Below are 22,834 nucleotides of genomic sequence, written 5' to 3' on the forward strand. Positions count from 1 at the left end.
TCTTTTTGTTTTTCTTAGTAATTTTGCGAGAGTCGTTTTATGAGTACAGGCCTGTACAGACCTGAAGATGTGCGCGACAACTGTGGATTCGGCCTAATAGCCCATATGCAGGGTGAACCGAGTCATAAATTGTTGCAGACTGCCATCGAATCGCTGACCTGCATGACACACCGTGGCGGAATAGCCGCCGACGGTAAAACAGGTGACGGCTGTGGCTTATTGCTCAAAAAGCCCGATGGCTTTTTACGCGCGGTGGCGAAAGAGTCCTGCGGTAGCGAGCTGAGCGAAAATTACGGAGTCGGGCAGATTTTCCTCAGCCGCGACGAGGCGCTTGCCGCCTCTGCGCGTGCCGGATTCGAAGCCGTGTTGCGTAAAAATGGTCTTCAACCTGCGGGCTGGCGAGTCGTGCCTGTAGACGAATCCGTTTGTGGCGAAATTGCACTTTCAAGTCTGCCGCGAATTGAGCAAGTCTTTATCAATGTCGACGGCATGGACACGCAGCAGCTGCGTACTTGTTTGTTTGTGGTTCGACGTCAGGCCGAGATGGCTTTGGCTGGCGATCCAGATTTTTACATATCGAGCTTGTCTGCAGACGTTATTGCTTATAAAGGTTTGGTGATGCCGGTTGATTTACCGCGCTTTTACTTAGACCTCGCTAATCCTGGGTTAGAAACCGCTATTTGCGTATTCCATCAGCGCTTTTCTACCAATACGATGCCTCGTTGGCCCTTGGCTCAGCCTTTCCGGATGTTGGCCCACAACGGTGAAATTAATACCATTGAAGGTAACCGCAATTGGGCGGAAGCGCGTACGGGTAATTTTAGCAGTCCACTATTGCCAAATGTAGCTGAGCTTGCGCCGTTGGTTAATCGCACTGGCTCTGACTCCTCAAGTTTAGATAATATGCTTGAGCTGTTAGTTGCTGGTGGCATGGATTTGTTCCGTGCCGTGCGGATGCTGGTACCACCGGCATGGCAAAACATTGAGCACATGGACGCTGATTTAAAGGCGTTTTACGAATATAACTCCATGCATATGGAGCCGTGGGATGGCCCCGCTGGCTTGGTTTTAACCGATGGTCGTTACGCGGTATGTATGCTGGATCGCAACGGTTTGCGTCCGTCGCGTTGGGTGATCACTAAAGATGGCTTCATCACCGTCGCCTCAGAAATTGGCACTTACGGCTATACACCTGAAGATGTGGTCTCCAAAGGTCGTGTTGGTCCGGGGCAAATTCTCGTTGTTGATACTGAAAATGGTGAGGTGCTGCACACTGAAGAGGTTGATAATCGCCTGAAGTCAGCACATCCTTACAAGCAATGGTTGCGTGAAAATGGAAATCGCCTTCAAGATCAGCTTGGGCAGGGTAATCGCCCAGCGCTACCTGAGGCTGATACCTTGGCGGCATTCCAAAAATATTTTCAAGTTAGCTTTGAAGAGCGTGAGCAGGTGTTGTCGGCGTTAGCTGACAGTGGCAACGAAGCAGTCGGTTCAATGGGTGATGACACCCCAATGGCGGTGCTGTCGCGGCAGACGCGTTCGCTATATGATTTTTTCCGCCAGAAATTTGCGCAGGTAACCAATCCGCCGATAGATCCGCTACGTGAAACTATCGTCATGAGTTTGGAAACGTTATTGGGCGCTGAACAAAATGTATTTGAGCAAACGGCGGATCACGCTGATCGCTTAATACTAACAAGCCCAGTTTTGTCGCCAGACAAATTTGACCGCTTAATGCATGTTGATTCTCCGCGCTATCCTTTAGCGCATATAAATTTGGCCTACGATCCTGCGCTGATGTCTTTAAAAGAGGCAGTGGCTGGGGTGGCATCGGCGGCGGAAAGCGCTGTGCGTGACGGTAAAGTCATTTTATTGCTGAGTGATCGAGCTATCGAGCCTGGCTTGCTGGCGGTACATAGCTTGCTGGCAACCGGCGCTGTTCATCACCACCTTATTAAGCAAGGCCTGCGCTGTGATGCGAACATTGTTGTAGAGAGCGGCAGTGCCCGTGACTCGCATCAGATGGCGTGTTTGTTTGGCTTTGGTGCGACGGCTGTCTATCCGTATATGGCCTATGCCGTTATTAGCGATATGTTGGGTTGCGGTGAAATTCTCGGAGATGAGCAAACGGCCCAGACCAATTACGTAAAAGGCATTAACAAAGGCCTTCTGAAGATCATGTCTAAAATGGGCATATCGACTATTGCCTCTTATCGCGGCGCGCAATTATTTGAAGCTATTGGCTTGGCAACCGAGGTTGTCGACACCTGTTTCAAAGGTGTTGCTAGTCGTATTGCCGGTGCGGGATTTGCCGAGCTGCAGCGCGACCAAGAAGCTTTGGCTACGGTGGCGTGGTTACCGCGCAAAACCATTGATCAAGGTGGTTTGCTGAAATACGTGCATGGCAAGGAATACCACGCGTTTAACCCCGATGTGGTTATGACTCTGCAAGACGCAGTGAAAAGTGGCGATTACGCACAGTGGAAGAAATACGCGGCACTGGTTAATAACCGTCCGGTTGCGACTATCCGTGATTTACTTGGTTTTAAAGGCGATATTAAGCCAATTCCGCTTGATGAAGTTGAGCCGATAGAAAGCTTATTGCGTCGCTTTGACTCTGCGGGTATGTCACTGGGGGCATTAAGCCCTGAGGCACACGAGGCGCTGGCAACCGCCATGAACCGTCTTGGTGGTCGCTCTAACTCTGGTGAGGGTGGTGAAGATCCTGCTCGTTTCGGTACCGAGCGGGTGTCAAAAATTAAGCAGGTGGCTTCAGGTCGTTTTGGTGTGACGCCGCATTACTTGGTGAATGCAGAAGTACTACAGATCAAAGTAGCGCAGGGTGCTAAGCCAGGCGAAGGTGGCCAGCTACCTGGCGGTAAAGTTAACGCATTGATCGCGAGACTGCGTTATTCGGTGCCAGGTGTGACACTGATCTCGCCGCCGCCGCATCATGATATTTATTCGATAGAAGATTTAGCTCAGCTAATTTTCGATCTTAAACAGGTTAATCCTTCGGCGCTGGTTTCGGTAAAATTGGTGTCTGAGCCAGGTGTTGGCACGATTGCCGCTGGTGTGGCTAAGGCTTACGCTGACCTGATTACGATTTCTGGTTATGACGGCGGTACGGCTGCGAGTCCTATTACATCGATCCGCTATGCGGGCTCGCCGTGGGAGCTAGGTCTATCTGAAGCCCAGCAAACACTGCGGGGCAATGGCTTGCGCGGCAAGGTTCGGGTACAAACTGACGGCGGTCTAAAAACCGGGTTAGATGTTGTTAAAGCAGCAATGCTTGGCGCAGAAAGTTTTGGTTTTGGCACCACGCCGATGGTTGCGCTGGGCTGTAAGTATCTGCGTATTTGCCATCTTAATAACTGTGCGACGGGTGTTGCTACCCAAGATGAGCGTCTGCGTGATGAGCATTTTATTGGCACGGTTGAAATGGTGATGAACTTCTTCACCTTTATCGCGACCGAAACCCGTGAGTGGATGGCGAGTATTGGCGTTCGCACGATGGAAGAGCTGATTGGTCGCACCGATTTATTGGTGCAGAAAGAGGGTGAGACTGAGAAGCAAGAATTGCTAGATTTGTCGCCCATTCTATTCAAAGATCCTGCTGCGAAAGATCAGCCAGAGTTTTGTCAGGTCGACTTAAATGCGCCATTTGATAAAGGCGAGAAAGCCGAGGCGATGGTTGCTGCGGCATTACCTGCAATTGAAGCGAAATCCGGCGCCGATCTGGAATTTAAGGTAACCAACTGCGATCGCTCTATTGGTGCACGTTTGTCCGGTGAGATCGCTAAGCGTCACGGCAATCTTGGTATGGACGATGCGCCAGTGACACTTCGTATGAAGGGCACCGCAGGCCAGAGTTTTGGCGTGTGGAATGCGGGTGGTCTGAATATGTATCTTGAAGGCGACGCTAACGATTACGTCGGCAAGGGCATGGCCGGTGGTAAGTTGGTAATTTATCCGCCAAAAGGTAGCGTGTTTAAGAGCCAAGATACGGCAATTATCGGTAATACCTGTCTTTACGGTGCGACTGGCGGCAAGCTCTTTGCCGCAGGTATTGCCGGTGAGCGCTTTGGTGTTCGTAACTCTGGTGCCCACGCTGTTGTTGAAGGCGCGGGTGATCATTGCTGCGAATATATGACCGGCGGTATTGTCACCGTTTTGGGGCCTACTGGGGTCAACTTTGGTGCAGGTATGACGGGTGGTTTTGCCTATGTCTTAGATGAGGCAAATCGCTTTGTTGATCGATATAACAGTGAGCTCGTCGAAATGTGCCGGATAAACTCCGAGTCGATGGAGGCCTACCGAGCACACTTGCGCGGCAATATTGTTGAGTATGTGGCAGAAACAAGCTCCGCGTGGGGGCAGCATATCCTCGATAATTTTGACGACTACATCGGTAAATTCTGGATGATCAAGCCAAAGGCGGCGAGCCTCAGCCGTTTGCTTGACTCCACCAGAAGACGTCCGGAATAAGCCCGCCGAGTAGCAATGAGGTAATTTGAAAATGGCAGAGCGTTTACAGAATTCATTCCAGTTTCTCGACGTGGGTCGTCAAGATCCCGGCAAAAAAGATATTGTCCAGCGTCGTACCGCCTTCGTAGAGATTTACGAGCCGTACAAAGAAGAGGAAGTGAAGCACCAGTCACACCGTTGCTTGGGTTGTGGTAACCCGTATTGTGAGTGGAAATGTCCGGTGCACAACTATATTCCTAACTGGCTGAAGCTGGTTACCGATGGGAATTTGTTTGAGGCAGCAGAGCTGAGTCATCAAACCAATAGCCTTCCTGAAGTATGTGGCCGTGTGTGCCCACAGGATCGCCTGTGCGAAGGTGCGTGTACCCTAAACGACGGTTTTGGTGCGGTCACAATAGGGTCGACTGAAAAATATATTACCGATACAGCCTTAGCTATGGGCTGGCGCCCAGACATGTCTAAGCGTGTGTGGACAGACAAGAAAGTAGCGGTGATTGGCTCTGGGCCTGCCGGTATAGGCTGTGCCGACGTACTTGTGCGTGCGGGTGTTAAGCCGGTGGTATTTGATCGTTATCCAGAGATCGGCGGTTTGCTAACCTTTGGTATTCCCGAGTTTAAATTAGAAAAATCTGTTATTCAGCGCCGCCGCAAAGTCTTGGAAGAAATGGGTGTTGAATTCCGCTGTAACGTTGATGTTGGTGTCGATGTCACCATGGACTCATTGCTTGAGGAGTACGATGCAGTATTCCTTGGTATGGGTACTTACAAATATATGAAGGGCGGCTTCCCAGGCGAAGATCTTCCTGGGGTTTATGACGCCTTGCCGTTCTTGGTTTCAAATGTAAACCGAAACATGGGCTGGGAAGAGAACGCAGCCGACTTTATTGATGTGAAAGGCAAGCGCGTCGTTGTTTTGGGCGGTGGCGATACCGCAATGGACTGCAACCGCACATCTATTCGGCAAGGTGCAGAGAGCGTTATATGCGCTTACCGTCGTGACCAAGAAAATATGCCCGGTTCGCGTAAAGAAGTACAAAATGCCGGTGAAGAAGGAGTTCAATTCTTCTTTAATCGCCAGCCGATAGCGATTGTTGGTGACGGAAAAGTAGAAGGGATTAAAGTTGTAACAACTCAGCTTGGCGAGCCAGACGAAAATGGCCGCCGTCGTCCCGAGCCAATTGCAGGTAGCGAAGAAGTTATTCCTGCCGACGTGGTGTTGGTTGCGTTTGGTTTTCAGCCGAATCCACCGTCGTGGTTAAGTGATGCAGGCGTTGATATTAATAGCTGGGGCGGCGTTGTTGCACCGGAAGAGCAGGACTGCAAATTCCAAACCACCAACCCGAAAGTATTTGCTGGTGGCGATATGGTGCGCGGCTCTGACTTGGTGGTTACCGCTGTATGGGAAGGCCGTCAGGCGGCAGAAGGAATATTGGACTACTTACAAGTCTGACGTCGGAGGTCGGACGCAGGCCGCGTCAGACATCTGACTTCCGACGCCCGACTTAAGGTTTACTATGACTGAACTAAAAAACGACACTTTCCTTCGCGCGCTTCAGCGTCAACCGGTAGATTACACGCCAGTGTGGATGATGCGCCAAGCGGGTCGGTATCTTCCCGAATACCGCGCAACACGCGCGGTAGCTGGCGATTTTATGTCGCTATGCATGAATCCAGAACTTGCCTGTGAGGTTACGCTGCAACCTTTGGCTCGCTACCCTCTCGATGCGGCAATCTTATTCTCCGATATTTTAACGATTCCTGATGCCATGGGTTTGGGCCTGTATTTTGAAACCGGCGAAGGGCCGCGCTTTAAGAAAACAGTTCGCACAATGGCCGACGTAGATGCCTTGCCGATTGTTGATGGCGAAAACGACCTCACCTATGTTTGTGATGCCGTACGCACCATTCGCCGCGAATTAAACGGCAGCGTTCCATTGATCGGCTTTTCCGGAAGCCCGTGGACTTTGGCGACCTATATGGTTGAAGGTGGTGGTTCTAAGGATCACGCGCGGGCCAAAGCCTTGGCGTTTGATCAGCCTGAATTAATGCATGCCTTATTAGATAAGCTGGCACAGAGTGTAACTGCTTATTTAAATGATCAGATTCGCGCCGGTGCACAAGCGGTGCAGATTTTTGATACCTGGGGCGGCGCCTTAAGTCATAACGCCTACCAAGAATTTAGCCTGCGTTACATGAAGCGCATTGTTGATGGCTTGATTAAAGAAAATGATGGTCGGGTTGTGCCGGTCATTCTCTTTACTAAGAATGGTGGTCAGTGGTTAGAGCTAATGGCTGATACTGGCGCTAGTGCGCTAGGCCTAGATTGGACTACCGATATTGGTGTGGCGAAGGCGCGGGTTGGTGATCGGGTGGCTTTGCAGGGCAATATGGACCCCTCGATGTTGCGTGCTTCGCCTAAGCGAATCCGCGAAGAAGTAGCCACTATTCTCGCTCGTTTTGGCAGTGGCCCCGGACATATTTTTAACCTAGGTCACGGTATTACACCCGAAGTAGATCCGGTTCACGCTGGCGCATTTATAGAGTGTGTGCGTGAGTTGTCTTCGCAGTATCATCAGGCATAGTGTGATGTCGCTTGCTTGAACAATGATTGTTCAGATAAAAAAATACCGGTGCATTAGTCACCGGTATTTTTTTATGAGTAGAGTGTATCGAGAAAATATTTAATGCTCAGGGCATGACCTCAACGAAATGGCGCCATTTATTTTGCATGCCAATGAACCATTGTGGCGAGCCGTTACCTGTGCCAGAAAACTCCAGTTCGGGGTAGTGCGCGGTTACTTTGTTAAGGATGCTATGGTCTTTCTCATTAATATCGATCAATAGCAGGTGGCGGCCAGAGGCTAAGGCCTGGTCGAAGCGTTTGAAGTCATGGTGTGGCTCTTGTATGCCAAATAGGCCGCCCTCCCAAGTGAAAAAGCCGAGCATGACAATGGATAAAAAGATAAAGGGCATCCAGCCTACGCTGCTGGTTGCACCGGAATAGTGACCTACCGCTAATACTAAGGCTGCTGCGGCGAAGCCTATCAGGGCACCGCGTTCCATTGCGTGAACGACATCTTTGCGCAGTACCGCTTCAATATCATTTAATTTGCGCTTGCTGACACCGGAATCATCGCGGCTGAGGACGTGGATCTGGGGCTTAGAAATACCGTTGTCGGCAAGGTCGTGTTCGACGTCAGCGAGCTTGTCGAGATTGTCGGACAGAAAATAATAACGTTTCATATTTTGCTCCTAACTATGTCAGGCTTAGGTAGAATTGTTAGCCTCAGTAAAGGCGGGCTCCAACCTAATTCACATCTTTAGTGTAGCAGTGTCCGGATGCGCTGCCTCGGCATGATTGATATTGTATTATTGTATTTATTCCTAAGCGGCTTAGTTGTGATTCCAGAAAAATCTAAGGAACGGCGGTGGTTTAGCGCCGATTGGTTTGTAAAACTTAATAGAAGAATGTTGAAATGACGGTAGCAAATGACACGGTTAAGCAGGAAGTTCAGCGCTGGTTAGAGCAGGCAGTAGTGGGCTTGGGTTTGTGTCCCTTTGCGGCGAAACCCCTACAGGAAAAGCGTGTGGCTATTGATATTAGCCGCGCAAGCAATGCAGAAGATTTGGTGAACGACTTACATCAGGCGTTGTGCCGTTTAGAAGAAACGGGTCTTAATACGCTGGAAACTAGCATATTGGTGGTGCCTGATATGCTTCAGGATTTTTATGACTACAATGATTTTCTCGATATAGCCGATGCGGTATTGCAGGAAGGTGGCTGGGAGGGCGATATTCAAATTGCGAGCTTCCACCCAGATTACCAATTTGCCGGTACAGAAAAGAGCGATCATGAAAACTTTAGTAACCGCGCGCCGTATCCGATATTTCATTTGCTCAGAGAAGATAGCCTAGAGCAGGCGATTGCCTCGCATCCCGATCCTGATGGGATTCCTGAGCGAAATATCACACTGCTGCAGGGTATGGGTAGCGAGGCCATTAAGGCCTTATTCCCCTACTGTTTTAAGTAAGCCGCCGGAGCGGCTAAACGCTATTTAGGCCGGTGGAAATTGACTCCATATTTCGGTGACGGCACGTTCGATGGTGTTGGCGTTTACCTTAGGGTCGCGATCATCTAACTCAATCACGAGTGAGCCACGCCAAGTGAGTTTTTTGTCGGCGGGGTTTAACAAATCGATAATGATTTGAATATTGCGGTTAATTTTGTCTTTGCCGAGGGGGACGCCAACCGAGGTGCCGACCCCAAAATTGCCGCCGAAGCTGCCAAATCCCAGACCTAAACGTGGGCTTCTGTCGACGGTTTCCGCCGCTTCAGCAATGTAGTAGCGGACAAGAAAATCAGCGTTGGTCGGAGTGTCGGCCTGCTTATAAAGTCCGGCTTTTAGCTGGCGTTGCAATGATTCTTTTACATTATCCACGATAAACGGCGACACGGCTTTATCTGCGCCACTGCCGTCGGCAATGGTATAGCGCTCGTAGCGGCTAAAATCAGCGCGGGGATTATAGTCCGTCACAACATCTGTGCTACTGCAGCCCGATAGCGCAATGACTAATAGTGGGGCGAATAAAGCGAATAATTTCATTGTGGTCACCTTTTTTGTCGTTATAACCAGTGTGGCCGAAAGTTTTTACCGAGTTCTGCACAAATCTTGTGGCGTGGGCAGCTTAGCAAATGATCGTTAACAAAGCCCAGCGCTTGTAAATTCGCGTAGCAAATAGTACTGCCAAAAAATTTAAAACCGCGCTTTTTAAGATCCTTGCTAATGGCGTCTGATTCTTTACTGGTGGCAGGTACATCTGCCATTGTTTTCCATTTGTTTTGGATGGGCTTGTCGTCAAAGTACGACCACATATAGCGGGCAAAACTCCCGTATTCTTGCTGAATTGTTAAAAAGTGCCGAGCATTGCTGATCGTGCTTTCGATTTTTAGACGATTGCGGACAATACTGGCGTCTGCTTTAAGGGTTTCGACCATAGCCTCGTCAAACTTGGCAACTTTGCGAGGGTCAAAATTTGCAAAGGCTTTGCGGTAGCCGTCGCGCTTATTCAGTACGGTTAGCCAGCTAAGACCCGCTTGCGCAGACTCTAAAACTAGAAACTCAAAGTGCAAGCGATCGTCGTCAGAGGGTACGCCCCATTCTTCATCGTGATATTTAATGTAATCCGGTGTGGCCTTACACCACGGACAGGGTTCTTTCACGCTATACACTCCATTATCGTTATCTGGCAGACTACACCGTTCATCAATTCAACGGCTATGCCATAATAGCCGCAAAATAGCAGATCCACGCGGGGAATTTTATGACAATGTTAAAGCCGGTTTTGGCAATAGTTTTAGCGGGTTTGCTCGCCTCTTGCGCAGAGTCGCCAACGGGGCGGCGTCAGGTGCTCTTATTTTCAGATGGTGAAATGTCGCAAATGGGCGGCACAGCGTTTGATGAAATGAAAAAGAAAATGACCATCAACAAAGACAGCGCAACTAATCGTTATGTGAGTTGTATTGCTGATGCGATAACGGCCTCTTTGTCTGCTGAATGGCGTGGTAGTTGGGAAGTGGTGGTATTTGAAGAAAAATCGGCTAATGCTTTTGCATTGCCAGGTAAAAAAATTGGCGTACACACGGGCATATTCCAAGTAGCTAAAAACGCCGATCAGCTAGCTACCGTATTGGGCCATGAGGTTGGTCACGTCTTGGCGCATCACAGTGCTGAACGTATGTCTATGCAGAGTGTTGCTGGTACTGGCACTCAGCTTATTGGCGTACTGTTGGGCGAGGGTGCTGGAAAAGAATCAGTAATGGGCTTGCTAGGTTTAGGTACTCAGTATGGCTTAGTCCTGCCTTATGGTCGCGCGCAAGAGTCTGAGGCCGATATTGTCGGTTTAGACCTAATGGCTAAATCAGGCTTTAATCCAGAGGCTAGCGTGGCGCTTTGGCAGAATATGAGCGCCTTGAGCGAAGGGCAACCGCCTGAGTTTATGTCTACTCACCCATCTCACGCATCGCGTATTAAAGATTTGCAAAAGCAAATGGTGACGGCGAAACCACTATATGAAAAGGCTAAGGCAAGCGGTATTCGGCCGTCTTGTAAACGTTAGTTTTTAGATGATTTGTCCGCGCGACGAGTTCACTCGTCGCAGCAGGCGCGGTGGTTCATAGATAGTGCCGGCGCAGCGCAATCTGGCTTGCCGATTACTTTTGCTGGAACGCCAGCGACGACGGTATGGGCGGGAACGTCTCGTAGTACAACACTCCCCGCTACAACCTGTGCACCTTCCCCAATATGTATATTGCCGAGTATTTTTGCGCCAGCGCTGAGTAATACGCCGTCGGCGACTTTGGGATGGCGGTCGCCTTCTTCTTTGCCGGTTCCGCCCAAGGTGACGGATTGCATTATCGACACATTGTTGCCGACCACGGCGGTTTCACCAATCACAATACCCGTTGCGTGATCCATCAAAATACCACGGCCAATTTTCGCGGCGGGGTGAATATCAACACCGAATTCGCAGGAAATACGGTTCTGAAAAAACAAAGCCAGCGAGGTTCTACCCTGTTCCCACAGCCAGTGGGCGATGCGGTAGGACTGCAGGGCGTGAAAGCCTTTAAAGTACAAAAAAGGCACCGAGAGGCTAGAGCAGGCCGAGTCGCGCTCAAATACAGCGCAGATATCCGCACGTATTGCGCGGCCAATGCTGGCGTCGGCGGCAAAGGCCTTTTCAATCACTTCACGCACTAATAGAGCCGAAGCAGCGGGGCTGTTTAGAATATGCGCTAGGTGAAAACTTAAGGCAGTTTCAAGGCTGTCGTGATTCAGGATAGTTGCGTGTAAGAAACTGGCGAGTACAGGCTCGCGCTCAACCTCGCAAGCGGTTTCCTTGCGAATGGTCTGCCAAACGGGGTCCTGACTAATAGCGCTGTGTTTTGCGGGAGTATTCATTGTTCATGCAATATCGGTAAATGTGCCCCTAGTATAACGCTGCCGGTGGGCTAGATAACAGAGGGCTAAACGTTAGGCTTTAAGTGGATGATCTTATTGAGTAGCGACACTCCCACAGTGCTTGTTCTGCGAGGTGATATTTGCGCTCAAATGCAGTGATGGTGATTGTAGGTAAATACGCAGCGGTATGTGCGCTGTGCCCAGCAAGATTGAGTGCCGCGGTAAATTCATCAACATACAACTTCCAGTTGCTGCGCAGAGTCACCGTGCCGCCCAGTTGAAGTAATGCAGGGAAGACCGCAGAGCCATGCACGCGATATTGCAATTGCGCGCTTTTGGGCCAGGGGTTGGGGTAGAGCAAATAGTGTTGTTGTAATTGCCAGCTGGCTTCTGCGGCTAAACGCCAGAAGTCGTCGACGTCGGCGCGAACGAGTAAGTAATTATCGATGATTTCGTCATGCGCCACTTGGTGACGCTGTAAGCGTGCTGCAGATTTGTCGACACCGATGACCACCGCATTGGGGAATTGTCGAGCGAGCTGGCGGCTGCTTTCACCGGTGCCGCAAAAGGAATCAAGGATGATTGGGTTTGGCCGCTCAGCGATCCACGTGCACGCTTTTTTAAATGCGTCGATATTGTGATCCGCATAGGGCTTTTGAAAACGGTGGCGCAGATGCTTGGTCACCGTTGTTACTAAGTTGGGGTGAATGCCAGTTTGATTGCTCGTCACTGGTCTTGGGGGCGTATTGTCGCTGCGTTTTTTCATGAATTGGTAACGTTGAATCGATTGCCCTGCGCGGCCTCCCTTGCGACACTAGCCCGTCATAATAACGATGGATAGCTAATGCGGCAGGACAGAAGACCTTACTGGGTTAAAAAAAATTATTTGCGCTTTCGTGCTTGGTACACGCAGCATTTTCTGAAGCCTGCTTGCGACTATCTCGGTGATTATCCCACTTTTATGAAGCCGTGGTATATCTCCATCTCTGGACCAAATATAGAGATTGGGGCGTGTGCCACGATAATTGGTGAGCCTGATAATCGCGTAAAGATAGGCGTATGGGGTGCGGATGAAAAAAGCGGCCGCATTAAAATAGGCGATTACGTGCTGATTAGTCCTGGCACGCGTATTTCTGCCGCTCATGAAATTATTATTGGTGACAGCGTGATGATGGCGAACGGTGTTTATATTACCGATAGTGATTGGCATGATCTTTATGATCGCAGTCGGCGCAGTGAATCACTTACGCCGGTGCATATCGCAAACAACGTGTGGTTAGGTGATCGCTGCACGATTTTAAAGGGCGTGTCGATTGGTGAAAATAGTGTCGTTGCCGCCTGTGCGGTCGTCACCAAAGACGTGCCAGAAAATGTGATTGTGGCGGGAAATCCAGCCGTCGTGGTTAAAACACTTGACCCAAATATAGAAATGAAAACTCGGGCAGATTATTTTGCTAAGCCTGAACAGCTGGCGACGTTTTTTGATGGTGTCGATAAAATGGTGTTGCAGGAAAATGGATTTTTAAATTGGCTGCGAACCTTAATTAAGCCAAGTCGATTAGATTAATTGCTATAGATTTACAAAAGAATATTGCGCTTCAGTTAGCAGAAACTGAGGGGCTTTGTAGGCGGCTAAGCAATAGTGAATGCCGTTGTAAGTGGTAAAAAGAAAAATAATCTTAATAACGAGTATTTAGGGGAAGTAATATGAGTATCGCGTTTTGGTGTGTATTTGTTGCGGGTCTTATGCCGGGTTTTACCGCATTAATTGCGAAGTTGGGTAATCCGGAGATTGGACGTTTTGATAATAATCATCCGCGGGAGTGGATGGCGCGATTAGATGGTCGACGTGCTCGCGCAGTGGCGGCAATGCAAAACGGGTTTGAAGGTTTTCCGCTGTTTGCAGCGGCGGTGATTATTGCGCAGTTTGGTGGCGCAGAGCAGGCTTGCGTGAATCTGCTGGCGATGTCGTATATTGGGGTTCGCGTTCTTTTTACGGTCTGCTATTTGCAAAATTGGGCGACCTTGCGCAGCTTGGTGTGGTTTGCTGGTGTTGGCGTGATTTTAACGCTGTTGTGTATCACGCCGGCTATCGCAGTTTAAGCTGAATTTGCCGGCACAGATCTTGTGTCGGCAGTATTATTTTTCTTTAGCTTGCGCTGGAATATCCATAAATTCTAGTACCGCAGGTCGTCCTTCCGATCCAATTAATACTTGTTTGCCGTCTTTTGTAAATGTGCCTGACTCAACTTGGCGCAGACGGTTAGCTGTGCGTGCAAAGGGGGTTTTATTTAGTGCCTGTAGCCAGCTTTGATTTTTTTCGCGTTTAAAATAATAGGTGTTTCGCAGCGTAACAACCATCGCCATATCGCCGTTTTCATTAAATTCCATTGCGGTTGGCGAACCGCCACTGATGCTACCTTGGCGCTGGGCCTTGTGTTTTTCGACACTAGGAATACTGCGAATTTCGCCGAGGTAGTTCAGCGGGATAGCCTTACCTTCAATTGCATCGAGTGAAAAGCGGTATAGCCGAGGATGGCTGTCGCGTTTTGTGAGGATATAAACGAAGCGCTCGGCGACATCAATAGCAATGGCTTCTGCGTCATGGGGGCCATCTTCATAAATTAGTGAATAATGACGGCGTACTTTGGCGTGGCTTATTGGTTTACTTACATCTTCTGGTTCTTTTATAAGATAAACATCAGCGAAGGGGCGCAACATCATATTGTCGCCGATATCACCAATCAGTAAGTAGGCTCCGCTGCTGTCTTTAAAACTTGTCATATCCTCCCAGTCAAAGGCGCTGCTACCGTCTATGCGTAACTCGGTTTGCATTTTGCCTTTGTTGTCGAAGGAAAATAAACGGCCACGATCACCGCTGTCATTATGTGCCCAATAATGATCTGCATTAACGTGGCTAGTGGCGATGCCACTCATTTCCGTCAGCCATGTGTTGTGCACCTCAATGCGTTGACGTTGCTGTGGGTTAGAGTCTGCGGTCGCAGCGGTCGTTGCAAATAAAAATGGCAATAGGAGTAGTGCGACGGTGCGTAGTAGGAGCTGTGATGAGGGCATTAAGATCCTTGTGTTTGCGTCACAGGTGTTAGCGACCAAAAGTCAGAGCGCTGCTGGTAAAGAGTAGATAGTGCTTGGATGTCTAGCTTAGTACTTTGGTTCCAAGTAGCCCGTTGGGGTTTATCCCTATTGATCATTATGAGCTGTTGAATGTGCCAAATACTATGGGAATTGGAGTTGCAGACCAATAGCTAAGCGCAAGAAATTATAGCGTTCAGTCATTGATTACCCAGCGGAGTTTGTCGGGTGAGGGCTTTATCGAAAGCGGGGCGTGGTAAATGTGAAGATTGGGCGCGGGGATTAGTCTGGTATTTCCCCCGCGCCGTTTACTGCTTGTTAAATTTTGGCGGCCAAACGTGTACCTTGGTCAATCGCTCTTTTAGCGTCCAGCTCGGTGGCTAAATGAGCGCCGCCAATTAGGTGAACGGGTGCGTTCAATCCTTCGCTAAGCTCGGTGAGCGACTCTTGACCGGCGCAAATAATGACATTATCGACGTCGAGAATACGCTCTTCATTGCCAATACGAATGTGCAGACCGGCATCATCGATTTTTACATACTCGCAGCCCGGGACCATATTCACGCCTTTCTTCTGCAAGCCTGTGCGGTGAATCCAGCCCGTGGTTTTGCCTAAGCCGTTGCCGACTTTAGATGCCTTGCGCTGCAATAAATATACTGCGCGTGGCGATTCTGGCAGCTCTGCCTTTATACCTTCGATGCCGCCGCGCGCTTGCAGGTTCATGTCTACACCCCATTCGCGCATAAAGGTAGGGATGCTAGTGCTAGCGTCACTGTTATGAGTAAGGAATTCGGCAACGTCAAAGCCAATCCCGCCCGCGCCAATAATAGCGACCTTTTTACCCACGGCTTTGCCGTCGCGAATAACATCTAGATAGCTCATTACTTTGGGGTGATCGATGCCCTCAATCGGTGGTGTGCGCGGTTTTATACCTGTTGCCAATACCACTTCGTCGAAGCCGCCGTCATTCAATGCTTGCTGATTAACAGTAGTGCCGAGTTTGGTTTGTACGCCAGTGACCTCTAAGCGGCGAGCAAAATAGCGAATAGTTTCATTAAATTCTTCTTTGCCGGGCACTTTTTTGGCGATATTGAACTGGCCGCCAATGGCCGTGGCACCGTCGAATAAAGTGACGGTGTGACCGCGTTCTGCTGCGGTGGTGGCAAACGCTAATCCGGCGGGGCCAGCACCGACAACGGCGATATTTTTGCGATCGCGTGTTGCGCTAATGTTCAATTCAGTTTCGTGGCAGGCGCGGGGGTTTACAAGGCAGCTGGTTAATTGGCCGCTGAATACATGATCCAAGCACGCTTGGTTACAGCCGATACAGGTGTTGATTTCATCGCTGCGTCCAGCCGCTGCTTTAACAATGAAATCAGAGTCCGCGAGGAATGGTCTCGCCATAGACACCATGTCGGCATCGCCCCGGGCCAAGACTTCCTCAGCTACTTCTGGGGTGTTAATACGGTTTGAGGTGATAACCGGCACGCTCAGGCCAGCGCGGAATTTTGCGGTTACCCAGGTGAACGCAGCGCGGGGGACTTTGGTGGCAATGGTAGGAACACGCGCTTCATGCCAGCCAATACCGGTATTGATTAAGGTCGCACCGGCTTTTTCAACGGCTTGTCCTAAGGTTAGAATTTCGTCGAAGCTACTGCCGCCTTCAACGAGATCGAGCATGGACAGACGGTAAATAATAATGAAGTTTTCGCCGGTGGCTTCGCGTACTCGACGAACAATGTCTACTGGCAGGCGCATACGATTTTCATAATCGCCACCCCATTCGTCATCGCGGTGATTGGTACGCTTGGCCAAAAACTGATTTATGAAATAGCCTTCTGAGCCCATGATTTCCACGCCGTCATAACCCGCTTTTTGGGCAAGCACTGCGGTGCGGACAAAATCTTGAATTTGTTCTTCAATTTGATCGACGGTGGCGGCTTCTGGCGTGAAGGCGTTTATCGGTGCGCGTATCGCAGAGGGTGCGATAGGATTTTCATTAAAGGCATAGCGGCCGGTGTGCAGAATTTGCATGCAGATTTTGCCATCTTCTGCGTGCACGGCATCGGTAACAATACGGTGGCCTACACAGTCCTCTTCGCTGCGTAGCATTTTGGTGTGCTCATGGGTTGCTGCGCGCTTATTGGGGCCAAAGCCACCGGTAACAATGAGCGATACACCGCCGCGGGCACGCTCTGCAAAAAAAGCCGCCATGCGTTCAAAGCCATTTTCGGCTTCTTCTAAACCCGTGTGCATAGAACCCATAATGACGCGGTTCTTTAACACGGTGAAGCCAAGATCCAGCGGCTTTAACATAGTGGGGTATTGGCTCATGGGTATGCTCTCCGGTGTGTTTTTTGGTTTTGATTGCCCTGCGGGCAGCGCCGTTGTCGATGGTCAAAATAGTAACTAGACGGTGTCAAGTTTGCTGAGATTACCGATCAATATAGACAGTGTCAAGATTGCTTGGTAAATTGTCATCATGACAAATACTTCCCCCGAACCCTGCCAATCGAGTGATAAGCCTTATCATCACGGCGATTTACGCCGTCAAATTTTGGACGAGGCTGCTCGCTTATTAAAAGAAGAGGGGGAGGCGGGGCTGTCGATGCGCAAGTTAGCGCAAAATCTGGGTGTATCTCGCACCGCGCCTTATCATCATTTCACGGACAAGCAGGCATTGTTGTGCGGTGTTGCGGAGGAGGGCTTTCGCCGTTTACGTGAGGTTGTGCGCACGCCGCCCTATGTGAAAGGGGCGGAAATTAGCGAAGCGTCAGTGCGAGTGTTTGTGCGCCGTTATGTGCAATTCTCAATCGACAATGCAGAATATTATGAGTTGATGTTTGGCGCGCGTCTGTGGAAGTCTCAGCAGCTAAGCGATTCGCTTAAAACTGAGGCTCACGATGCTTTTAAAGTCTATATCGAACAGATTCGAGCGTGGCAGCAATCTATTAGCAATAGCAATATCGACGCGCTGCGTTTTGCGCAGGTGAGCTGGTCTACCCTACATGGCATGAGCCGCTTATTGATTGATGGTATTTACCTTGACGTAAGCGCGATTAATGTCATGAGTGATACCGCAGCGAAGATGTTTTGGCAGCAGTTGTATCTGCCAGCGTAGCAAGTAACGCGTTTGCCCCTCGTTTTATTTGTCCTCTTAGTTTTACCGTGCTGGCACTTGCCAAGCCTACGTACATCGCCGACACTCTTTGGCGATTTATTTCAATTGCGGTTTTCCATCTTACCGCTGTCAGTGAGAGGTGTTCGTGTCAGCTATTATCAGCGTTCAAAATTTAAGCAAAGTTTACGATTCCGGATTTCAGGCGCTACGCGACGTTTCTTTGGATATTCGGCGCGGTGAAATCTTTGCTCTGCTAGGCCCCAACGGCGCTGGCAAAACCACCATGATTAGCATTATCTGCGGCATTGTGAATCCGAGTTCGGGGGTGATTACGGCGGATGGTCACGACATCATTCGGGATTTTCGCGCAGCGCGCAGCAAGATCGGTTTGGTGCCGCAGGAGCTGTGTACCGATGGTTTTGAAAGCGTGATTTCAACAGTAAATTTTAGTCGCGGTTTATTCGGGCGTCCGCCAAATAAGGCGTATATCGAGCAAATCTTGCGGCAGTTATCACTGTGGGATAAACGCGATTCTCGTATTATGGAATTATCTGGCGGTATGAAACGGCGGGTGATGATCGCCAAGGCTTTATCCCATGAGCCAGAAATTTTATTTCTTGATGAACCCACCGCGGGAGTCGACGTTGAGCTGCGCCGCGATATGTGGGAAATGGTGCGCGGTCTTCGCGAACGCGGCGTGACCATTATTTTAACCACCCACTACATTGAAGAAGCCGAAGAAATGGCCGACCGCATTGGGGTGATTAGTCGGGGCGAGCTTATTCTAGTAGAAGAAAAAGACGTGCTGATGGAAAAGCTAGGGCAGAAACAGCTGCGCCTCCAATTGCAAAAACCATTGCTTGAGTTACCGCTAGAGTTGCAAAGCTACCCACTGTCGCTTACCGAAGACGGCCTAGAATTAATTTACCACTTTGACACGCAGGGCGATCAAACCGGTATTGCCAATTTATTCCGACGGCTGGATGAACACGGTATCGACTATAAGGATATCCATTCTAAGCAGCGCTCCCTAGAGGAAATTTTTGTGAGTTTAGTGACAGAAAGAGCGACCACCGAGACGGAGGCCGCAGAATGAATTTTCATGCGATTAAGGCCATTTATAAATTTGAATTACACCGTACGTGGCGCACGATTATGCAGAGTATTGCGTCGCCAGTAATATCAACGTCTTTGTATTTTGTGGTATTTGGCTCGGCTATTGGTTCGCGTATGGTCGAGATTGATGGTGTGAGCTATGCAGCATTTATTATTCCCGGTTTGGTGATGTTGGCGCTACTGACAGAGAGTATTTCCAATGCCTCCTTCGGTATTTATTTCCCTAAATACAATGGCACCATTTATGAGATTTTGTCGGCGCCTATTTCTATGCGAGAAATCTTACTGGGCTATGTCGGCGCGGCAACCACCAAGTCGGTTATTGTCGGCAGTATTATTTTACTGACCGCGAATTTATTTGTGGATTATCACGTTGCCCACCCTTTCTGGATGGTGGCGTTCTTAGTGTTAACTGCGGCGACGTTTAGTTTGTTCGGTTTTATTATCGGTATTTGGGCTGACGGATTTGAGAAACTACAGGTGGTGCCCATGCTCATCGTGACGCCGCTCACGTTTTTGGGCGGCAGTTTTTATTCCATTAGTATGTTGCCGCCACTGTGGCAGACCATCACCTTGGCGAACCCAGTGGTGTATTTGATTAGCGCCTTCCGCTGGAGTTTTTACGGTGTAGCCGACGTGAATGTGGGGGTGAGTGTGGCGATGATTTTATTGTTTATGGGGTTGTGCTTACTCGGCATCGCATGGATATTCCGCACCGGTTATCGTTTAAAAAGTTGAGTGTCGTGTTAACTAATGTCACTGCGGTGCTGTTTGATTTAGACGGCACCTTGATTGATTCTGGGCTTAATTTTCAAATACTTCGTAGTAAATTGGGGTGGCCAGCCGGCGTCGATTTATTGGCGTATTTAGCTGAATTACCCAGCGCGAAGCAGCGCGCCGAAGCTGAGCGGGCCATCCATGACTTTGAAATGGCCGGCGCCGCATCATCTACATGGATGCCCGGCGCTCAGGCATTACTCGAAGCACTAGCTGAGGCGGGAATTGCCACTGGCATTGTGACAAGAAACACCCGTGCGGCCTTTGATGTGTGTCGCCAGCGTTTATCTATTCCACCCATTGATGTTATCACCCGTGAAGATGCGCCTGCCAAGCCAGACCCAACTGGCTTGCTGAACTTAGCTGCAAAATTTTCGGTGTTGCCTGAGAATGCGATTTACGTGGGGGATTATATTTATGATTTGCAGGCCGCGACCGCGGCGGGCATGCAAAGCTGCTTATACGACCCGAGTGGCACTGCGAGCTTTGCAGATCAGGCGGATATGACTATCCGCCATTTTGAAGAGCTAGCTAAGGCGCTGAAACCTAGTTATTAATACTCAATAACAATTTTGCCAAAGTGCTTGCCGGTTTCTTGGTAGCTGAATGCGGCGCCAAGTTCTTCTAGGCTAAAGCTGCGGTCAATGACAGGGCGTAGACCTGAGGTGTTAATCGCTTTCACCATGGCATTTTGCATTTCAACACTGCCCACCGAAAGTCCGGTCATGCGCAATTGCTTGCCGAACATTTTTGGCAGCATCAGTTCTGCGGTGAAACCGCCAAGAATACCGATGAGTGAAATGTGGCCGCCGACACGGGCTGCATCAATAGAGTTGGCTAGAGTGGCGCTGCCGCCTATATCTAATACGTGATCTACACCGCCGCCAGAGAGCTTGTTAATTGTTGGCCCCCACTTGGGATCGGTTTTGTAATTGATAACGGTGTCTGCACCGAGCTTTTTGAGCTGATCAATTTTGTCGTCCGATGAGGTGGTGGCATAAACGTAAGCGCCAGCTGCTTTGGCAATTTGTAGTGCAAATACTGACATTCCACCAGTACCTTCTACCAATACCGTATCACCAGCTTGCAGATTGCCTTCGACGATAAGCGCGCGCCAAGCGGTTAATGCGGCGCAGGGCAGAGTGGCTGCTTCGGCGTAGCTATAGCCGTCGGGCATGGCGGTAACGGAATTTTCAGGTAGGCAGGTTTGCTCTGCGGCGCAGCCGTTTACCGTGTCGCCAAGTAGGGCAGCCGTTTTCGCTTTGTTGACCTTGCCTTCAACCCAGTTGGGGAAAAAGGCGGACATGACTTTGTCGCCAACTTGCCATTGCGTAACACCTTCGCCAATGGCAATAACATCCCCCGCACCGTCTGAAAGTGGAATGCGGCCATCTTCAACACGAATACCACCAACGGCGACTAAGTAATCATGGTAGTTCAATGAGCTTGCACGCCATTGCACCAGTATTTCGCCAGCGCCCGGTGTGGGGGCGGCCATGTCAGTCACGGCGAGCTTGTCGAGAGTTGCAGGTTTGTTAACGGTTATAGCGCGCATGATGGTCTCCACGGTTAAATTTTGTCTATTAGCGAGTACGGCGAAGATCATAACAAATTTGCGTCACTGCTGTACGTATGCGTATTAAAATCTTCTTAGTGGCCAGCAATACGTAAATTTCCGCCCGCGCTGCTGTATCCTAGCGCCAGGAGATCTAGAGGTGTTTATGAGTTTAGTGGAAGACTTTATCGCGCATTTAAATTTAGAGCGCATGACCGAGAGTGAATTTGTCGGTTACAGCCGATACTCAGCGGCGGAAAATCATGTTTATGGTGGGCAGGTGTTGGGCCAAGCTTTATCGGCGGCAAATCAGACGGTTGAGGGGCGGCTATGCCACTCCCTAAGTGCGCAATTCTTGCGAGCGGGAAACTTGGCTGGGCCGATTCATTTTAAAGTTGCTAATCTCCGTGATGGTCGCAATTTCAGTGTTCGGCGAGTATCCGCAGAACAGGCTGGCCGAGAGCTGTTAACCTTAGACGCTTCATTCCATATAGAGGCGCAAGGCTATGATCAGCAGCCGACCATGCCAGCGGTGATGGGGCCGGAGTCCTTCCGCGCTATGGAATCCTATCGAGATAATTTCGAAGAGCTTGGCTTGCTTAGACTCTACGATTTTTTAGTGACCCAGAGCGTGATTGATTTTCGTTGTTTAGAATTGCCTTCGTATTTAGAAACGAATAATCGCCCCGCTGTGCAAAGAATGTGGCTAAGGGCTAAGCATGCCGTGCCTAATGATCCTGCCTTGCAGCGGGCAATATTAGGATTCATTAGCGATCATAACTTTATTCGCACTGCATCATTGCCTTACCGTGATCAGGTCTCGTCGCGGCCGTCGCAAATGGCAACGTTGAACCACTCAATGTGGATTCATCGGCCAGTAGATCTCAATAACTGGCATTTATACGATGTACATAGCGCAAATGCCTTTGGCGATCGCGCCTTGGTGATAGGCCATATGTACGCCCAAACTGGGGAGTTAGTCGCCACCATGGTGCAGGAGGGCATGCTGCGTTTGCTTGACGATGGAGAGCTTGCCTCGTTCAGTGAAAACGCCTGATATTTGCCATATTTATCGGCGAGGTTTTACAGATTGAAGGTCGTCGATGTACTCTCAGTACTATTAACATCGAGTTGGCGCAGAGACATGAGCAACACCACTATCTACAGCGAGGGCGTATGTACCTGATCGAGCTATCTGGCTGGATGGCCAATGCGAATAAGCAGCCCTCGCCCAATTATAATCAGCGTCCAAACGCCGCCGATATTAGCTTGCTCGTTATTCACAATATCAGCCTACCTGCGGGTCAGTTTGGCGGGCCGTATGTTCATCAGTTATTTACCAATTGCTTAGACTGCGAGTCGCATAGCAGTTTTGATGATTTGCGAGGGCTGAATGTCTCTGCGCATTTATTTATCGATCGCGAGGGCGTACTTCATCAATTTGTCTCGTTTAACGACCGCGCATGGCATGCCGGTGTGTCGCAGTTTGACGGACGCGACAACTGCAATGATTTTAGTATTGGCATTGAGCTTGAGGGGGCTGATGATGTTAGTTACACCGACGCCCAGTACCGAGAGTTAATCGCCGTAACAGAAAGCCTGCAGAGCTACTACCCGGCCATCAGCGCAGCACGTATAGTTGGCCACTGTGACATAGCGCCTGGACGTAAAACTGATCCCGGCTTGGCCTTTGACTGGACCTATTATAAAAACGCATTGGGATAG

Annotated in this window: 21 protein-coding genes; 13 read left to right on the forward strand and 8 right to left on the reverse strand. The window is 49.7% G+C overall.

From position 1 onward, the window contains the following. Positions 1-39 precede the first annotated feature (39 nt). The 3 genes from gltB (at position 40) to hemE (ending at position 7,070) form a co-directional block, all read left to right on the forward strand. On the forward strand, positions 40-4,488 hold the full coding sequence (gene gltB, locus GVJ32_RS05335; protein ID WP_159239019.1) for a glutamate synthase large subunit: 4,449 nt from the start codon (positions 40-42) through the stop codon (positions 4,486-4,488). Positions 4,489-4,519: 31 nt separating this feature from the next. Then, the gene (locus GVJ32_RS05340) at positions 4,520-5,938 is read left to right on the forward strand and encodes an FAD-dependent oxidoreductase (protein WP_159239020.1); all 1,419 of its coding nucleotides are present in this window, start codon (positions 4,520-4,522) and stop codon (positions 5,936-5,938) included. 64 nt (positions 5,939-6,002) lie between these two features. Continuing rightward, positions 6,003-7,070 carry a uroporphyrinogen decarboxylase gene (gene hemE / locus GVJ32_RS05345; protein ID WP_159239021.1) on the forward strand — a complete coding sequence of 356 codons (1,068 nt, stop codon included), beginning with the start codon at positions 6,003-6,005 and terminating at the stop codon, positions 7,068-7,070. 106 nt (positions 7,071-7,176) lie between these two features. On the opposite strand, the gene GVJ32_RS05350 is transcribed toward hemE, so the two are convergent. Beyond that, positions 7,177-7,731 carry an NAD/FAD-utilizing enzyme gene (locus tag GVJ32_RS05350; protein ID WP_159239022.1) on the reverse strand — a complete coding sequence of 185 codons (555 nt, stop codon included), beginning with the start codon at positions 7,729-7,731 and terminating at the stop codon, positions 7,177-7,179. A gap of 233 nt (positions 7,732-7,964) precedes the next feature. Between GVJ32_RS05350 and GVJ32_RS05355 the strand changes: the two genes are divergently transcribed. Then, on the forward strand, positions 7,965-8,519 hold the full coding sequence (locus GVJ32_RS05355) for a DUF1415 domain-containing protein (RefSeq protein WP_159239023.1): 555 nt from the start codon (positions 7,965-7,967) through the stop codon (positions 8,517-8,519). 24 nt (positions 8,520-8,543) lie between these two features. Here the strand turns inward: GVJ32_RS05355 and GVJ32_RS05360 are convergent, their stop codons facing one another. Together GVJ32_RS05360 and GVJ32_RS05365 are read right to left on the reverse strand one after the other, a co-directional pair. After that, a complete protein-coding gene (locus tag GVJ32_RS05360; RefSeq protein ID WP_159239024.1) occupies positions 8,544-9,092 on the reverse strand; it encodes a DUF4136 domain-containing protein in 549 nt (182 codons plus the stop codon). 20 nt (positions 9,093-9,112) lie between these two features. Further along, positions 9,113-9,709, reverse strand: coding sequence for a DNA-3-methyladenine glycosylase I (locus GVJ32_RS05365; protein ID WP_159239025.1), 597 nt, complete (start codon positions 9,707-9,709; stop codon positions 9,113-9,115). Between the two features lie 101 nt (positions 9,710-9,810). Between GVJ32_RS05365 and GVJ32_RS05370 the strand changes: the two genes are divergently transcribed. Next, the gene (locus GVJ32_RS05370; RefSeq protein WP_235035050.1) at positions 9,811-10,605 is read left to right on the forward strand and encodes a M48 family metallopeptidase; all 795 of its coding nucleotides are present in this window, start codon (positions 9,811-9,813) and stop codon (positions 10,603-10,605) included. A gap of 29 nt (positions 10,606-10,634) precedes the next feature. Here GVJ32_RS05370 and cysE read toward each other — a convergent pair whose 3' ends face one another. Together cysE and trmB are read right to left on the reverse strand one after the other, a co-directional pair. Continuing rightward, positions 10,635-11,447 (reverse strand): serine O-acetyltransferase, encoded by an 813-nt coding sequence (cysE, locus tag GVJ32_RS05375; RefSeq protein WP_159239026.1) that lies wholly within the window; start codon positions 11,445-11,447, stop codon positions 10,635-10,637. Between the two features lie 79 nt (positions 11,448-11,526). Beyond that, positions 11,527-12,213, reverse strand: coding sequence for a tRNA (guanine(46)-N(7))-methyltransferase TrmB (gene trmB / locus GVJ32_RS05380; RefSeq protein ID WP_159239027.1), 687 nt, complete (start codon positions 12,211-12,213; stop codon positions 11,527-11,529). A 78-nt stretch (positions 12,214-12,291) separates the two neighbouring features. Here trmB and GVJ32_RS05385 point away from each other — a divergent pair, with 78 nt between their 5' ends. Next, complete coding sequence (locus GVJ32_RS05385) at positions 12,292-13,014, forward strand: acyltransferase (protein ID WP_159239028.1); 723 nt, start codon at positions 12,292-12,294, stop codon at positions 13,012-13,014. 140 nt (positions 13,015-13,154) lie between these two features. Next, a complete protein-coding gene (locus GVJ32_RS05390) occupies positions 13,155-13,550 on the forward strand; it encodes an MAPEG family protein (RefSeq protein ID WP_159239029.1) in 396 nt (131 codons plus the stop codon). 36 nt (positions 13,551-13,586) lie between these two features. Here GVJ32_RS05390 and GVJ32_RS05395 read toward each other — a convergent pair whose 3' ends face one another. Together GVJ32_RS05395 and GVJ32_RS05400 are read right to left on the reverse strand one after the other, a co-directional pair. Next, positions 13,587-14,522 carry a hypothetical protein gene (locus tag GVJ32_RS05395; RefSeq protein ID WP_159239030.1) on the reverse strand — a complete coding sequence of 312 codons (936 nt, stop codon included), beginning with the start codon at positions 14,520-14,522 and terminating at the stop codon, positions 13,587-13,589. Positions 14,523-14,858: 336 nt separating this feature from the next. Next, entirely contained in the window at positions 14,859-16,874 is a 2,016-nt protein-coding gene (locus GVJ32_RS05400) for an FAD-dependent oxidoreductase (RefSeq protein WP_159239031.1), read from the reverse strand. Between the two features lie 148 nt (positions 16,875-17,022). On the opposite strand from GVJ32_RS05400, the gene GVJ32_RS05405 reads away from it, so the two are divergent. The 4 genes from GVJ32_RS05405 (at position 17,023) to GVJ32_RS05420 (ending at position 20,111) form a co-directional block, all read left to right on the forward strand. Beyond that, the gene (locus GVJ32_RS05405) at positions 17,023-17,661 is read left to right on the forward strand and encodes a TetR/AcrR family transcriptional regulator (protein WP_159239032.1); all 639 of its coding nucleotides are present in this window, start codon (positions 17,023-17,025) and stop codon (positions 17,659-17,661) included. 145 nt (positions 17,662-17,806) lie between these two features. After that, complete coding sequence (locus GVJ32_RS05410; protein ID WP_159239033.1) at positions 17,807-18,757, forward strand: ABC transporter ATP-binding protein; 951 nt, start codon at positions 17,807-17,809, stop codon at positions 18,755-18,757. After that, a complete protein-coding gene (locus GVJ32_RS05415; protein ID WP_159239034.1) occupies positions 18,754-19,515 on the forward strand; it encodes an ABC transporter permease in 762 nt (253 codons plus the stop codon). Before GVJ32_RS05410 ends, GVJ32_RS05415 begins: the two co-directional genes overlap by 4 nt. 5 nt (positions 19,516-19,520) lie before the next feature. Further along, the gene (locus GVJ32_RS05420) at positions 19,521-20,111 is read left to right on the forward strand and encodes an HAD family hydrolase (RefSeq protein ID WP_159239035.1); all 591 of its coding nucleotides are present in this window, start codon (positions 19,521-19,523) and stop codon (positions 20,109-20,111) included. On the opposite strand, the gene GVJ32_RS05425 is transcribed toward GVJ32_RS05420, so the two are convergent. Continuing rightward, on the reverse strand, positions 20,108-21,109 hold the full coding sequence (locus GVJ32_RS05425) for a zinc-dependent alcohol dehydrogenase family protein (RefSeq protein WP_159239036.1): 1,002 nt from the start codon (positions 21,107-21,109) through the stop codon (positions 20,108-20,110). The genes GVJ32_RS05420 and GVJ32_RS05425 overlap by 4 nt on opposite strands. Before the next feature lie 166 nt (positions 21,110-21,275). Here GVJ32_RS05425 and GVJ32_RS05430 point away from each other — a divergent pair, with 166 nt between their 5' ends. Both GVJ32_RS05430 and ampD read left to right on the forward strand, forming a co-directional pair. Continuing rightward, positions 21,276-22,166 carry an acyl-CoA thioesterase gene (locus GVJ32_RS05430; protein WP_159239037.1) on the forward strand — a complete coding sequence of 297 codons (891 nt, stop codon included), beginning with the start codon at positions 21,276-21,278 and terminating at the stop codon, positions 22,164-22,166. Positions 22,167-22,285: 119 nt separating this feature from the next. Further along, positions 22,286-22,834, forward strand: a complete 549-nt coding sequence (gene ampD, locus GVJ32_RS05435) for a 1,6-anhydro-N-acetylmuramyl-L-alanine amidase AmpD (protein ID WP_159239038.1) — start codon at positions 22,286-22,288, stop codon at positions 22,832-22,834.

Source organism: Zhongshania aliphaticivorans, from assembly GCF_902705855.1.
Classification (GTDB): domain Bacteria; phylum Pseudomonadota; class Gammaproteobacteria; order Pseudomonadales; family Spongiibacteraceae; genus Spongiibacter; species Spongiibacter aliphaticivorans_B.

Bases quoted from the DNA above. Each gene is read 5' to 3' on its own strand.
- ampD (WP_159239038.1), top strand. From the start codon at position 22,286: ATGTACCTGATCGAGCTATCTGGCTGGATGGCCAATGCGAATAAGCAG.
- GVJ32_RS05425 (WP_159239036.1), bottom strand. From the start codon at position 21,109: ATGCGCGCTATAACCGTTAACAAACCTGCAACTCTCGACAAGCTCGCC.
- GVJ32_RS05430 (WP_159239037.1), top strand. From the start codon at position 21,276: ATGAGTTTAGTGGAAGACTTTATCGCGCATTTAAATTTAGAGCGCATG.
- cysE (WP_159239026.1), bottom strand. From the start codon at position 11,447: ATGAATACTCCCGCAAAACACAGCGCTATTAGTCAGGACCCCGTTTGG.
- GVJ32_RS05350 (WP_159239022.1), bottom strand. From the start codon at position 7,731: ATGAAACGTTATTATTTTCTGTCCGACAATCTCGACAAGCTCGCTGAC.
- gltB (WP_159239019.1), top strand. From the start codon at position 40: ATGAGTACAGGCCTGTACAGACCTGAAGATGTGCGCGACAACTGTGGA.
- GVJ32_RS05355 (WP_159239023.1), top strand. From the start codon at position 7,965: ATGACGGTAGCAAATGACACGGTTAAGCAGGAAGTTCAGCGCTGGTTA.
- GVJ32_RS05370 (WP_235035050.1), top strand. From the start codon at position 9,811: ATGACAATGTTAAAGCCGGTTTTGGCAATAGTTTTAGCGGGTTTGCTC.
- trmB (WP_159239027.1), bottom strand. From the start codon at position 12,213: ATGAAAAAACGCAGCGACAATACGCCCCCAAGACCAGTGACGAGCAAT.
- GVJ32_RS05340 (WP_159239020.1), top strand. From the start codon at position 4,520: ATGGCAGAGCGTTTACAGAATTCATTCCAGTTTCTCGACGTGGGTCGT.
- GVJ32_RS05405 (WP_159239032.1), top strand. From the start codon at position 17,023: ATGACAAATACTTCCCCCGAACCCTGCCAATCGAGTGATAAGCCTTAT.
- GVJ32_RS05400 (WP_159239031.1), bottom strand. From the start codon at position 16,874: ATGAGCCAATACCCCACTATGTTAAAGCCGCTGGATCTTGGCTTCACC.
- GVJ32_RS05415 (WP_159239034.1), top strand. From the start codon at position 18,754: ATGAATTTTCATGCGATTAAGGCCATTTATAAATTTGAATTACACCGT.
- GVJ32_RS05385 (WP_159239028.1), top strand. From the start codon at position 12,292: ATGCGGCAGGACAGAAGACCTTACTGGGTTAAAAAAAATTATTTGCGC.
- GVJ32_RS05390 (WP_159239029.1), top strand. From the start codon at position 13,155: ATGAGTATCGCGTTTTGGTGTGTATTTGTTGCGGGTCTTATGCCGGGT.
- GVJ32_RS05360 (WP_159239024.1), bottom strand. From the start codon at position 9,092: ATGAAATTATTCGCTTTATTCGCCCCACTATTAGTCATTGCGCTATCG.
- GVJ32_RS05395 (WP_159239030.1), bottom strand. From the start codon at position 14,522: ATGCCCTCATCACAGCTCCTACTACGCACCGTCGCACTACTCCTATTG.
- hemE (WP_159239021.1), top strand. From the start codon at position 6,003: ATGACTGAACTAAAAAACGACACTTTCCTTCGCGCGCTTCAGCGTCAA.